The organism is Paenibacillus sp. oral taxon 786 str. D14, from assembly GCF_000159955.1.
Classification (GTDB): Bacteria; Bacillota; Bacilli; order Paenibacillales; family Paenibacillaceae; genus Fontibacillus; species Fontibacillus phoenicis.
Genome location: NZ_GG695982.1, coordinates 106,720 through 119,751, shown reverse-complemented (window position 1 = coordinate 119,751; position 13,032 = coordinate 106,720). Strand labels below are relative to the sequence as shown.

The 13,032-nt window shown below is 49.0% G+C and carries 10 protein-coding genes and 1 pseudogene; 3 read left to right on the top strand and 8 right to left on the bottom strand.

Annotated features, from left to right (window positions below; genetic code table 11):
- Positions 1-46: 46 nt before the first annotated feature.
- Together POTG_RS15340 and POTG_RS15335 are read right to left on the bottom strand one after the other, a co-directional pair.
- The gene (locus POTG_RS15340) at positions 47-2,245 is read right to left on the bottom strand and encodes an ATP-dependent helicase (protein WP_009225748.1); all 2,199 of its coding nucleotides are present in this window, start codon (positions 2,243-2,245) and stop codon (positions 47-49) included.
- Between the two features lie 267 nt (positions 2,246-2,512).
- A complete protein-coding gene (locus POTG_RS15335; RefSeq protein WP_009225747.1) occupies positions 2,513-3,964 on the bottom strand; it encodes an MDR family MFS transporter in 1,452 nt (483 codons plus the stop codon).
- Between the two features lie 103 nt (positions 3,965-4,067).
- On the opposite strand from POTG_RS15335, the gene POTG_RS15330 reads away from it, so the two are divergent.
- Positions 4,068-4,640: a TetR/AcrR family transcriptional regulator gene (locus POTG_RS15330; RefSeq protein WP_009225746.1), complete on the top strand. Its 573-nt coding sequence runs from the start codon at positions 4,068-4,070 to the stop codon at positions 4,638-4,640.
- A gap of 62 nt (positions 4,641-4,702) precedes the next feature.
- Here the strand turns inward: POTG_RS15330 and POTG_RS15325 are convergent, their stop codons facing one another.
- A complete protein-coding gene (locus POTG_RS15325; RefSeq protein WP_009225745.1) occupies positions 4,703-5,782 on the bottom strand; it encodes a HAMP domain-containing sensor histidine kinase in 1,080 nt (359 codons plus the stop codon).
- Positions 5,779-6,453 carry a response regulator transcription factor gene (locus POTG_RS15320; protein ID WP_009225744.1) on the bottom strand — a complete coding sequence of 225 codons (675 nt, stop codon included), beginning with the start codon at positions 6,451-6,453 and terminating at the stop codon, positions 5,779-5,781. The genes POTG_RS15325 and POTG_RS15320 overlap by 4 nt, the downstream gene beginning before the upstream one ends.
- A gap of 175 nt (positions 6,454-6,628) precedes the next feature.
- Here POTG_RS15320 and POTG_RS15315 point away from each other — a divergent pair, with 175 nt between their 5' ends.
- Positions 6,629-7,570, top strand: coding sequence for an ABC transporter ATP-binding protein (locus tag POTG_RS15315; protein WP_009225743.1), 942 nt, complete (start codon positions 6,629-6,631; stop codon positions 7,568-7,570).
- Positions 7,570-8,268 (top strand): ABC transporter permease, encoded by a 699-nt coding sequence (locus POTG_RS15310; RefSeq protein WP_232228378.1) that lies wholly within the window; start codon positions 7,570-7,572, stop codon positions 8,266-8,268. Before POTG_RS15315 ends, POTG_RS15310 begins: the two co-directional genes overlap by 1 nt.
- 84 nt (positions 8,269-8,352) lie before the next feature.
- Here the strand turns inward: POTG_RS15310 and POTG_RS15305 are convergent, their stop codons facing one another.
- The 4 genes and pseudogenes from POTG_RS15305 to POTG_RS15290 all read right to left on the bottom strand — a co-directional run.
- Positions 8,353-9,327 (bottom strand): tRNA dihydrouridine synthase, encoded by a 975-nt coding sequence (locus tag POTG_RS15305; RefSeq protein WP_036645733.1) that lies wholly within the window; start codon positions 9,325-9,327, stop codon positions 8,353-8,355.
- Positions 9,328-9,462: 135 nt separating this feature from the next.
- Positions 9,463-10,395 (bottom strand): helix-turn-helix transcriptional regulator, encoded by a 933-nt coding sequence (locus tag POTG_RS15300; RefSeq protein ID WP_009225740.1) that lies wholly within the window; start codon positions 10,393-10,395, stop codon positions 9,463-9,465.
- Positions 10,396-10,398: 3 nt separating this feature from the next.
- Positions 10,399-11,595, bottom strand: a pseudogene (locus POTG_RS15295) (ATP-binding cassette domain-containing protein); the annotation flags it as partial.
- Between the two features lie 392 nt (positions 11,596-11,987).
- Positions 11,988-13,032 (bottom strand): IS110 family transposase (locus tag POTG_RS15290; protein WP_009225738.1); only part of this gene is annotated, 1,045 nt, incomplete at its 5' end.

Below are 13,032 nucleotides of genomic sequence, written 5' to 3'. Positions count from 1 at the left end.
TTTCAAGTTCATGTTTACTTCCTAGCCGTATATTTGCATCGCTTAGCTAGGATGCATCCTCCGCCCGTTCCAACAAGCCCATTTGGAGACAGGTGGTCGTTGATAAAGCTTTTTCCCCCTCCTCAAATCGGATATGAACTCGTTCCCCATTCACTTGCAGAATGGTTCCCTTTCCGAAAGCCCGGTGGACGATAGATTCCCCTTCCCTTAGCTCAGCCAGCCTTCGGATGGCATTGGGGTTGTCCTGCGCTGGAACAGGGATGGAGGGCGAAGTCGCAGACGAAGGCTCGCCCGCTTGGGGTGGAAGTTGGATGTACCTCACGTAGGCCACGAACCTCGACTCCGTCACCTCTGCCCCATCCCGTTTCTTGTAAGTCAGAAGCTCCAGATGTTTCTTCGCCCGGGTCATCCCCACATAAAATAGCCGGGTCGCCTCCTCCATCATGTCCGTGTTCTCCTTATCCGCCTTAGACGGAATGATCCCTTCCACTAGGTCGATCATATACACGCGCTCGAACTCTAAGCCCTTGGAGCTGTGCATCGTCGAGAACGTGACCGCATTTTGCCCTCGCTTGGTTCTCGCCGTTCGCAAGATCGACTCCAAGTATTTCAATCTGGCGGCGAATTCCTCCATGGTCGCCAATTCCGCCGCGATTTCCTCCAGCGTGTTCAAGATCCCCAAGAGATATTCCATACGGAATCCCTTCCACTCGCAAATCTTCTCCAGGGCTTTCTCATAACCCAGTCGATCGCGGATCACCCGAATCGCATGCAGCGGCGGCATCCCTTTCATTTCCTGAAACGTCTCCTTGCACATCTGCAGCTGCTTCACCTGATAATCCTTAAGCGGGACCCGGTTCAACAGATTATCAAAGACGGATTCCTCATTTCGAATCTTGAGCAGCGCCGCCATCTGCTCCTTGCTGATATATCCATTAAATTTCAGATGGATCTTCTCCAGAATATCGGGACGTTTATCCGTGAACGTCATCCGCATGAAATTCAAGATATCCTCGACAACCCAATGGGAGAAAAAGCGGTTATCCGCATCCTTCATATAAAAAGGAATGCCCGCACGATCAAACTCGTTCATTAACGCGATGGATGAGGAATTGTTCCGATACAGGATCGCCACCTCGGCAAAGTTCTTGATCTGCTGAATCTCGTTCACCAGATATTTAACCTGATCGCTGTAATCATCCAGATGGCGTATCTCAATTGGCTTGTGCGGGGGATTTTCGGTGAACATCTTTTTCGGATATCGGTCTTGATTGCGCTGAATCAATGTGTTGGCGACGTTCACGATCTCTGGGGTAGAGCGATAATTTTGCTCCATAAACAAGATCAACGCCTCCGGATAGACCTGCTTGAAGTTCAGCAAATATGCAGGATCGGCCCCTCGCCAGCTATACAAGCTTTGATCATCGTCGGCAACGACGCATAGGTTACGATGCTGTTGCACCAGCTTCTCGATAATCGCATGCTGCACCCTGGACGTATCCTGGCTTTCATCTGTGAGGACATAATCATAACGCCTCTGGTACCTGCGGAGCACCCCTTCATTCTCCGCCAGGATGCGTTCGCAAACCACCAGCATGTCGTCATAATCAAGCAGCAGCGACCGGGTGCCAGACTGCTTAAAGAGCTCGTACTCCCGCAAGATCCGTTCGGCATGGGGCACCTCCACTTTAACCGCGGACCATTGCTCGGAGGGGATCATTTTATTTTTGATATAGCTAATGTAGGTCGTCAGCTCGTCCAGCTGGTCATCTGTGATATTCTCTCCGGTGATCGCTTTATAGAGATTCCGCAATATGATCTTCTTATGTAACGGAAGTTGCTCCGAACCGCTGGCTTCTTGCTGAGCGGCGTCGACATCGCCTTCGATGATCTGGAACGACGTCTGGGTCGCACGAAAATGCTCCCGCACCACCTCGAAGGCCAAGCTATGAATCGTGGAGAAATCAACCGGTGTCAGCTCTGGGAAGAAGGTGTTAAACCGCTCCTTCATATCGTGCGCTGAAGCGCGGCTAAACGTTACTGCCTTGATCCTTCTGGGAGAAACTCCCCTCTCCTCGATCAGATACCCGATCCTCATAATGATCGTTGTGGTCTTCCCCGATCCTGGTGAAGCTAACAATAGCAAGGGTCCCTCTGTTTGAAGGACCGCTTGCTTCTGGATTTCATTTAATTCAACACCTAATTCTTCTTTCTTGCGAAGGAAGAAGGAACTTGTTTTATTCATGATGACTGCCCTTTCGAATGTTCCGATTGCATTACCTACTATAACGCAATTTTGCTAGAATGGCACCACCTAGTCATCTTGATTAAGATGCATGTGCGGTTGATGGTTCACTCAGGGATACGATGGTATTTTCCAAGGTTCGCGGTGTAGAGCTATCAAAAAACAGCTGTTCGAATCCCTCACTTGGGCTTTGCGAACAGCTGTTTAGTATTCTCTTCCTCAAGGGATTCCCCTCAAGAAAGACTATTTCAAACCCGTTTTACCTCATCAGTTGATGCTGGGTTTAAGAACAGTATTCTTTTTCTTATGAGGCAAGAAGATGATAAACACAAGCGATACAATCGTGAAGACAACGGACCACATAAAGGTATGGTTAAACGCTGTGTTCAGCGCTGAGACATCGTGAACGGGTTGGCTGTTGATTTGATTCTGCAAGATGACGGCAAAGACCGAAGCCCCAAACGCACCCCCAATTTGCTGAAGAATCCGGGTTGCGCTGCTGGCATGCGGTACCAATTCCTTCGATAACCCCTCATAGGCGGTGGCCATAATCGGAAGCATCAAGCCCCCAAGTCCTCCGCCGCGGACAACCAGGGATATGGCCAGCATCAGTTCACTGGTATCTACTGAACTCATGGCAAAAGGTAAAGTTCCGAGCAGCGTCAGAATAGTACCGCCGAGAACCACCCATCGGGAGCCGATGGTATCCGTCAGCTTCCCTGCCAAGGAGCGGGTCATTAACATCCCAAGGCCTTGAGGAATCAACAGCAACCCTGAAGCAAGCACGCTGTGACCGCGAACCTGTTGATAATACAGCGGCAATAACAACATGCCGGCATAGGAAGAAAGCCCTGAGATAAACAACAGACAGGCAGATGCAGAGAACGTTGTGCTCTTAAAGATTCGCAGATCGACGATCGGATGATCGGTTTTTCTGAGTACATACCAGCAGAAGACGATCAAAAACAACAGTCCAATCGCGATGGGAACAAGAACCGGACTTTTAAAGAAACCATGCTCCGAGCTGACTTTCGTAAGTCCATAAATCATCAGCACGAGCGCCGGAGACACCAGAGTTAAACCTAGTAAGTCCAGCTTCTGCGGATGATTTGCGACATCATCTTTGGGCAATCCCTTTAGAGATAAGAACAGGGCAATCAAGCACACCGGAATATTAACATAGAAAATCCAACGCCAATCTAGATTATGGATAATTACCCCGCCCAATACGGGACCAAGAATCGGCCCGATCAGAACCGGCAACCCCACAATCGCCATAACCCGGCCTAAGTTCTGCCCGCCTGCTGCGCGGACAATCATCGTCTGCATGATCGGCATCATCAAACCGCCGCCCAAGCCTTGAATGACGCGAAAAGCAATGAGGCTTCCCACATTCCAAGACAAGCCGCACAATACAGAACCGACAAGAAACAAACTTAAAGCCAAATTCCACATATTTTTACCGCCATAACGATCAACCAACCAGCCGGAAATGGGAATAACCAAGCTAATCGCGAGCAAATAACTCGTCATCACCCACTGGATCGATGTAACTGGAGCATGCAGTACATTGCCAAGGGTATCGATGGCGACGTTCATTATGGTAGTATCGAATAAAGGGGCAAGCATCCCCACCAACAGAATCCATGCCACTTTCATGACAGCTGGATCGATTTTCATTTTTGATGGTGATGCTGCAAGTTCGCCTGGTTTACTCACGTGTATCACTCCTTATCCATTTAGAAACCAAACGTTTCTTATTCGGATTCATCATACTACAATCGAATAAGAAACGCAACGTATTTTATTGGAGGTTTGTATTATGAATAAAATCAATGAAGGAGAAGGATCAACGCGAAGACGAGGAGCTGAATTGGAGGGGGCGATTCTTCAAGCCGCATGGGACGAATTGATGGAAATTGGCTTTCATCACCTTACGATTGAAGGAGTTGCCGCTCGGGCTCAAACCAGCAAACCTGTCATTTATCGTCGTTGGCCGAATCGGGAAGAGCTTGTCTTAGCTGCGATTCTGAACCATTTGCCGACGGTTTCAGTCCCGGATACCGGGAATTTGCGCAGCGATGTCCTCCTCTTGCTGAATGAGTTAAATGAGATGCTGCAGCAAATTGGCCCCAAAACGATTCACGGCCTGATGTCCGTAGTATCTGACATTCCTTTCTCCGATATTCTCAATTTTCGAAGAACGAATACGATGACCGTTATTTTGGACCGAGCCATAGAAAGAGGGGAAATTCGTCCGGAGAAGGTTACGCCGCGCATTACCAGGCTGCCTGTAGATCTTGTGAGACATGAACTGCTAATTACGTTGGAACCCGTTTCTATGAAGACCATTGAGGAGATCGTGGATGAGATTTTTTTGCCGCTGCTGAAATGAGAAGTGAACAAACGAAGACGCCCCTTCACCTTAAATTCCATCAGTGATGTGGGGCGTCATTTTTATTGACCCTTAGTTTGAGGATCCATGCCAAGCGGCAGCCGAACCGTAAACACTGAGCCTACTCCAAGCTCACTGTCCACCTCAATCGTCCCCTCGCACAAATCGACAATGCGCTTGACAATGGTTAATCCCAATCCATTGCCTGTCATGGAGCGGGACGAATCGCCTTGGTAAAACTTATCAAACATGCGCCGCATCGTCTCTTCATCCATCCCGCGGCCATTATCTTCAAGCCGGAAGATCGCTTGCTGCCCCCTCCGCTGAAGCGCGATTTTCAGCTTTCCGCCGCTACCCGTAAATTTGATCGCATTGTCGAGAAGGTTGATCCACACTTGCTGAAGCAGGTTTTTGTTGCCGTGTATCGTGACATCGTCCAATGCGATATCGAGCTGAAGCGATTTCGCGTTCCACTTCGGCTCCAGCATCAGAACGGCAAGTCGGATCTGTTCATCCAGCCGATAGCTCGTCTTTTCGCTCAAAATTTCAATGTTCTCCACCTTCGACAAGTTGAGAATGCTGGTGGACAGCTCCACGAGTCGTTCGGATTCCTGAATGATGCGATCCAGATAATCCTGCTTATCTTCTTCGCTGAGATTTCCCTGCTTCAGCAATTTGGCGAAGCCGCTGATGGAGACGATCGGCGTTTTAAACTCATGGGAGAAATTCCGCACGAAGTCGCTTCGCAGCGTTTCGATTCCTTTTAACTCCTGCACCATCTTGTTAAAACTGACGGCAAGCTCGTCTAGTTCAAAAACGACGCTCCCCTTCACCGTCGCATGGGCTGAAAAATCCCCTTTGGCCACCTTCGCGGTAGCCTCCATCATATCGCGAATCGGCTTGACGGATCGTCTGCTTAACAACGCGGCAATGACAACGCCCATAAAAATGCTGATGTAGATCAGGACGTAAATGCCGCGATAGGAATTCGGCTGATTCAGGTCAATCCAGCCTGCGCGGTTCAGCAAGAAGGCAAGCAAGCCAGCAGATGTAATCGACAGCACCATGACGAGAAAGACCCAGGCGACTAATGTCACGGCTAGGGTGATTTTTTTCGGCAAAAACTGTTGGATCAAGTTCATCCCCTCTTCACCGCTTTGTATCCCAAACCGCGCACCGTCACGATCTCAAAATCGGGACTGTCTCTAAATTTGTCGCGCAGCCGGTTGATATGAACGTTCAGTGTATGATCATCCGTTTCCGTATCTGGCCCCCAAATCTCCTCAAGCAGCTGCAATCGCGTAAAAATTTTATTCGGATAACTAAGCAGCTTAAACAGAAGGTAAAATTCTTTCTGCGGCAAAGAGATTTGTTGATTTCCCCTTATCACAGTGAGTGCGTTGTAATCCAATACCGTTTCCCCGACAACTAGCCTGCGCTCGTTCGCGATCTGTGCGCGACGCAACAGCGCTTTGATTCGGAACAGCAGTTCCTGCTCGTCGAAGGGCTTAGTCATATAATCATCGGTTCCGACAAGGAAGCCATTGTGCTTAAACTTGATATCATGGGCCGCAGTCACCATCAGGATCGGAATGTTGTCCCCCGCACTACGTAAATCCTCACATAATTGGTATCCGTCCATCTCCGGCATCATCAAGTCTAGTACAACCAAATCGAAGTGACGTTCCTCCATCAGGTTAAGTGCCTCGATCCCATTTCCGGCCACATGCGAGTTGTAGCCCCCGCGTTGAAGCACGGCGCAGATCAGTCGCTGCGTATTGACGTCATCTTCGACCACCAAGATATCAAACACAGGATCTCCCCCTTTTTTCTACTGAATATACTCCCCAAAAATAAACCGAAAATCAACAACTCGGCGCCCTGGGTTGAGGTTCAGTTGAGATTCGTCGTTTAAAGTACAAGCTGTGCTCAGGTGAAACACCAAATCGTGTTTTCTCTAAATTTTAAAGTAAAGGGTGGTTAGAGAGATGAGTAATGGAAGAAGAGGCGGCACCAACGCCATCCAATTGGATAATGTCAGCAAGAGCTTCGGCGATTTTCATGCGGTTCGCAACCTTTCGCTTGAAGTACACAGAGGGGAAATTATGGGCTTCCTCGGTTTGAATGGAGCTGGCAAAACAACAACAATTAAGATGCTCCTGTCGCTGCTCAAGCCTACCTCCGGCAGCATCTATATGTTGGGCAGCAAGGTGGACTCCGGTAACTATAAGCTTTGGAGCCACGTTGGTTACTTGGAGGAAGCTTCTTATTATCCGGATCTTACCGTGGTGGAAAATCTGGAGATCGCCCGAAGAATGCACCGGATCTCCGACCGAGGGGCCGTTGACCGCGTCATTAAGAAGCTGGATTTAGAAATTCACCGTAAGAAGAAAGCCAAAAACCTGTCTCTAGGGAACAGACAACGCCTAGGGTTAGCAAAAGCGATTATTCATAACCCAGAGGTTTTGATATTGGACGAGCCGGTCAACGGGCTGGATCCAGCCAGTGTCGTGGAAATCCGGGAGTTGTTACTTGACCTTTCCCGCAACGAGGGCGTCACGATCTTCCTCTCCAGCCATCTCTTGGAGGAGCTGTCTAAGCTGGTTGACAGTGTGGCGATCATGCACAAAGGGCAACTTGTCCAGAACATGAATATCGATCAACTGGAGCGTTCGGTGGAGAAGAAACTGGTTGTGGGCGGACGAGATATCGATGCCATTCGACATATTCTCGCCGAGAATGGGTACACGTTCAAAGATACTGAGGATGAACGGCTGGAGCTGACTGAAGAGCGTGCCTTGGGGAATCCAGAACAACTGGCAGACCTGTTAGTACGTGCAAGCCAACCGCCAACCCATCTCAGCGTAGTCACTGAAAATCTGGAAAGTTACTTTTTACGGACCATTCGTACAGCAGGGGGGAACGCTTGATGTTACTTTCTTTTATTCATAACGAGCTGCTTAAAGTATGGAAGTCTATCGTATTTTGGGTCGTAGCTGTCGTCTTTATCGCCATGCCTTTATTGATTGGGCTCTTCAAGGAGCCCGGCGTTTCTTGGGACATGTACTATACGGATATCTTTGACTCCATCGCCTCGCTGCTGGTGGTCGGGTTCTCCTTCACCTCAGCATGGGTGTTTGGACGAGAATACACCGATAAAACCATTAAAGATTTGATCGTAAAGCCTATTCCCAAATCGTATAGCGTGCTGTCGAAATTCATCGTGATTACGATCTGGAATATATTGATCGCCCTTTTCACTTTTGCCCTAATTACGATCGCCGGATCTTTCATTGGGGTGAATGGCAGTTCCGGTTCCTCCATCCTTCAGTTCTTCGGGACGTTCATGCTTACATCCGTGCTTATTATGGCTGTCAGCTCAACCAGTGCTTTAATCGCCAATATCACGAAAGGGTATCTCGCCCCGATTGGGCTGATCTTCGTAATCATCATCGCATCCAATGCGGTTGTTCAGCTCGGCCTCGGCCCGTACTTCCCATGGACTATTCCGGTTCTTCTGACGAAGGGTGTAGATATCGGCTTCATCAGCTACAGCATTCTCGTCCTCACGGCGATCGTGGGCTTCGCCGGAACCGTGGCTTGGTGGAGATTTGCAGAGCATAAGTAAATCAGGGAAATACACAGTTATACAAAAACAGGTCGACTATGGTGGCGTTCTGCCCATAGTTGACCTGTTTTGCTTATGTTTACTTTATTCGCTGGCCATTTGCTGAGTAAACTCGTCCAGCATCTCCCGCACTTCATCAGTTGATGAGGTGCTCATCAGTTGATTTCTTAGTTCACTTGCCCCGCGGAATCCTTTGACATACACCTTGAAGAAACGTTGCAGCGCCTTAAACGGACGCGCCTCCAATTGATTGGAATACTGATCATGGAGATCCAAATGCAACCGCAGCAGATCCAGATATTCGGTCGTGCTGTGCTCTCTTGGCTCTTTTTCAAAGGCAAACGGGTTCTTAAAGATCCCTCTCCCAATCATAATTCCATCTACCCCATACTGCTCAGCCAGCTTCAAGCCGGTTTGTCGGTCGGGAATATCGCCGTTAATCGTGAGCAGGGTCTGTGGTGCGACTTGATCGCGCAGCGCCTTAATTTCCGGAATCAGTTCCCAGTGGGCTGCAACTTGGCTCATTTCTTCTCGGGTGCGCAGGTGGATTGACAGATTGACAATGTCTTGCTTCAGAATATGGGTTAACCACTCCCGCCATTCCTCCACCTCGGTGAAACCCAGTCGTGTCTTCACGCTTACTGGCAAGCCCCCGGCTTTGGCAGCTTGGATCACTTCAGCGGCCACCGAGGGTCGGAGAATTAAGCCGCTCCCCTTCCCATTCGTAGCCACATTCGGAACCGGGCATCCCATATTGATATCGATCCCCTGAAAGCCTAACTTCGCCATATCGATGCTCATCTTTTCAAAATATTCCGGCTTATCGCCCCAGATATGGGCTACCATGGGTTGTTCGTCCTCGGTAAAAAGCAAACGACCACGTACACTATGATTCCCTTCAGGGTGACAATAGCTCTCCGTATTGGCAAACTCCGTAAAGAAGACATCCGGCCTTCCTGCTTTACTCACGACATGGCGAAACACCACGTGCGTCACATCTTCCATCGGTGCAAGTATAAAAAAGGGTCGCGGTAAATCGCGCCAGAAATTATGGTTCATTTTCAAACTCCAATCTTCTCGTTAGCCTACCTCATATTCTATTATAAAGGCTCCCCTTCGCTTAAGCATCCCCAGTTTCCTCCAATCCGAACGCGGGAGCACGGCCAGCAGCTTTGGAGCTTTTCGTGATCCACCTTAAACTTCTCCACGAGCTTGGTCGGTGTACAATTTTTTGATGTCATCTAAACAGGCTATAAATGTTTGAATGAGCTCTTCAGGATAAATAATACGGACTTTATTTCCAAAACCAATAATTTGAGCGATAGCTTTATCAACCGTGTAATAATTTTTCTTTACGAGGATTGTCCCGTCCGGATGACTTATGATTTCATCTTTCTGAAAATGATCTAATACTTGCGCCCTCATTTCTGGGCTAAATTGGAGGCCAACCGTGACAATGCCGCTATCCGCTTTCCCATCATCCTTGCCATAGAGATCTTCAATCGTATAGGCACGCCTGGTAAAATAGCGATCTGTGTTAGACGTTTCAATGATCCGGGTTAATTTAAAGACTCTGAGTTCCTTCCGCAGTAAACAATATCCCCAAGTATACCAGTGATAATCTTTTAAAAAGATTCCCATGGGTTCCATATCCCGCACGGTTTCACTTCCTTTATGATCCACGTATCGAATCTTGATTACAGTACAATTTTGAATGGATTTGTATAGGGCTTGAATAGGTTGCGAACTGTTATTCGAATGCGAAATTTGCAATTGGATGCTTGGGTCTTGCGCGGGGACTGTGTCGATTAATAGATTGATTTTTGAAATCAAGTCGTGGATATCCTCGAACCCCGTAGCCTTTTCAATGCTTCTTAACGCCCATTGGATCGAGAGTAAATCATCTAAAGTCAGATACGTTTTATCCCATTTGAACCCATCCATTAATTCATAGCCGCCGTCTTGTCCGGAAAGCGATACGATGGGAATCCCTGCACGATGAAGAGAATCGATATCCCGGTATATCGTTCTCTCGGATACTTCAAAATACCTCGATAGGTCCTCCGCCTTCATCCTTTTCCTGTGAATCAGCAGCACAATGATCCCTAATAACCGTTCGATTTTCAAGGTTCAGTCCCCCGCAATATTATTTCTTAAATACTGTGCAGTTATCGAGTTGCATCTGGTCACCAAATCTTGCGGCGTGCCTGCGAACATGATCTCTCCTCCATGTTTTCCGCCATCGGGGCCAAGATCAATAATCCAATCCGCTTGTTTCATCACATCCAGATGGTGTTCGATCACAATGACAGTGCTGCCGTTATCAACCAAGCGATTGAGAATGGATAATAAATGTCTCACATCGGACATATGAAGTCCCGTTGTCGGCTCGTCCAACACATAGATGTTACCGGATCGGTGAAGCTCGCCCGCTAATTTAATTCTTTGACATTCCCCGCCCGATAACGTATTCAACGGTTGCCCCAACGTCATATAGTCCAATCCTACATCCGATAATGCTTGTAAAATGGAGACCATTTCTTTCTCCCTGAAAAAGGATAGAGCCTCTAATACGGTCATGTCCAGTACATCCGATATGGATTTCCCATCTAACTTATACTGAAGAACTTCTTCTTTGAAGCGTTTCCCATGACAAGTTTCACAAGTCATTCGAATACTCTCAAGAAATGCAAGATCCGTAGTAATAAACCCGTTGCCTTGGCAGTCCGGGCAAGCCCCTTCCGAATTAAAGCTAAAAAGCGACTTGCTTACCTTGTTCGTTGAGGCAAAAACATCCCGAATCGCCTCCATAAGGCCCGTATAAGTCGCCGGGGTTGACCTGGTCGAGGCACTTACTGATTTTTGGTCGATCACAATGCTCTCCGGATGCTGCTCCAGAAAAACATCAAAAATCAATGTACTTTTCCCCGAACCGGCCACTCCCGTAATGACAGTGAGCACACCACAAGGGATATGAGCAGTTACATTCTTCAGATTGTGTTTTGAGGCTCCAACAACGGAAAGATATCCGGCGGATTTCCGAGTTTCCTTTTTTAGGGATAGGGTATCTCTCATATACTTTCCGGTTAATGTATCGGCATCGCACAACCCCGGGAAATCTCCTTCATAGACAATTTCGCCGCCACTTTCACCCGCGCCCGGTCCAATATCGACGACATGATCGGCAATCTGAATCACATCCTGGTCATGCTCGACCACGATCACGGTGTTTCCTTTGTCCCGGAGTCGTTCGAGCATCCGATTGAGGCGGTGTACATCACGGGGATGCAATCCGGTACTGGGTTCATCAAAAATATACATCATATCCGTTGCTATGAACGTTTTAGTCAAGCCCTCAGTTTAAACCTTGCCTGAGCACGTGGCGCGAGAGCAAAAATGCGAGCGACGGTCGGCACGCTGCTATCCGTGGGTTGGTTACCACATGTTATGCCTTCGTCAAGGAGAGCTTTTGCAAGCTAGAAACGCACGTTCAGTCCCTTCCGAAACTTAGTGCAAACGGACAACGCAATTTCTCTCCCAAACCTTCGTTTGCTCCCGGGCCTCGTGCTCAGGCGTGAGCTTGTCAAGCGTCTTCCTTGACAAGCGGGTAGTTACAAATCAACACTTTTGCAATTCCTCATCGAAGATGAGGAACGCCACACGGCGAGTGTGGGGGTGCAGGGGGCAAGGTCCCCTGCGTCCTTCATCGTCCAAATGCGTTAGGAAGCTGCTGGCTGCTCCACGGTTCTAGCAACCGCCCATATGAACCCAATCAATTCCCGGGCCACCGCACCGACGGCCACATTCTTGTGCTTGTTCTTTCCAAACACGAGATGCCGGTATTTGTAATGCAATCTTTCTTGGGCCTTCCAGGACAACAGTTGTACGTCGGCCGGCATGCCATCTAGTCGTTTGGCGAGATCGCCCTTCACGGCAGGACGATGACGGTAACTCCAAGCGGACTCCACTAAAGTCCGGCGCAAGCGGCCGTTTCCGGCTTTGGTCATGCTGCCTCGACGAGTACTTAGGCCCGTGGAATACTCACGAGGGACCAGTCCCAAGTACGCCATCAGTTGGGCTGGGGAGCGAAAACGCGCAAAGGTTCCGATTTCAGCCGCAAGGGTGATGGCTGTGAGCAATCCAATCCCGCGTAAGGACTGAAGAACTTGAATTAGCGAAGCCTTGGAGCCGGTCGCCGCTTGCTCTACCAGTGCTTTTTCTAGGCGACCCATGCGCTGCTCGATCTCATTCAAAGCATGAAGCATCTCATCGAAGGCCACCTGCATGGGCTCGTACGGGAATACCAGTTGCCCCAGCCAGACGCGATACTTCTTCGTCCAGCGACGCTTGATTGTGGCCGGTGGCTCTATCTGGTGACGGAGCAAGAACTTCAAGACCCGCTGACGAGCCCGGTGGGCATCTTCCTTGGCAGCTTCACGGGCGCGAACCAATTCTCGTAGAGCCTCATCTTCTCGCTCGGGCACGTAAACGGGAGTGAGTTCTCCTGCACGGAACAAACGGGCAAGTTGCTCAGCGTCACGTCGATCTGTTTTCACTTGGTCGCCGGGGCGTTTGGGAATGAGCGATGGAGCAATGACGACACATGGAGCTCCCATGGAGGTGATCCAGCGATAAGTTTCGTAACCTGTGGGTCCTGCCTCATAGCAAAACGAAAGCGTTTCGGCAGGTCCGATTTCTTTGATGAGTTTGCGCAGCGCTGCAGGGGTATGGGGGATGCTCCCGTAATAGCGGGGCGACTCTCCG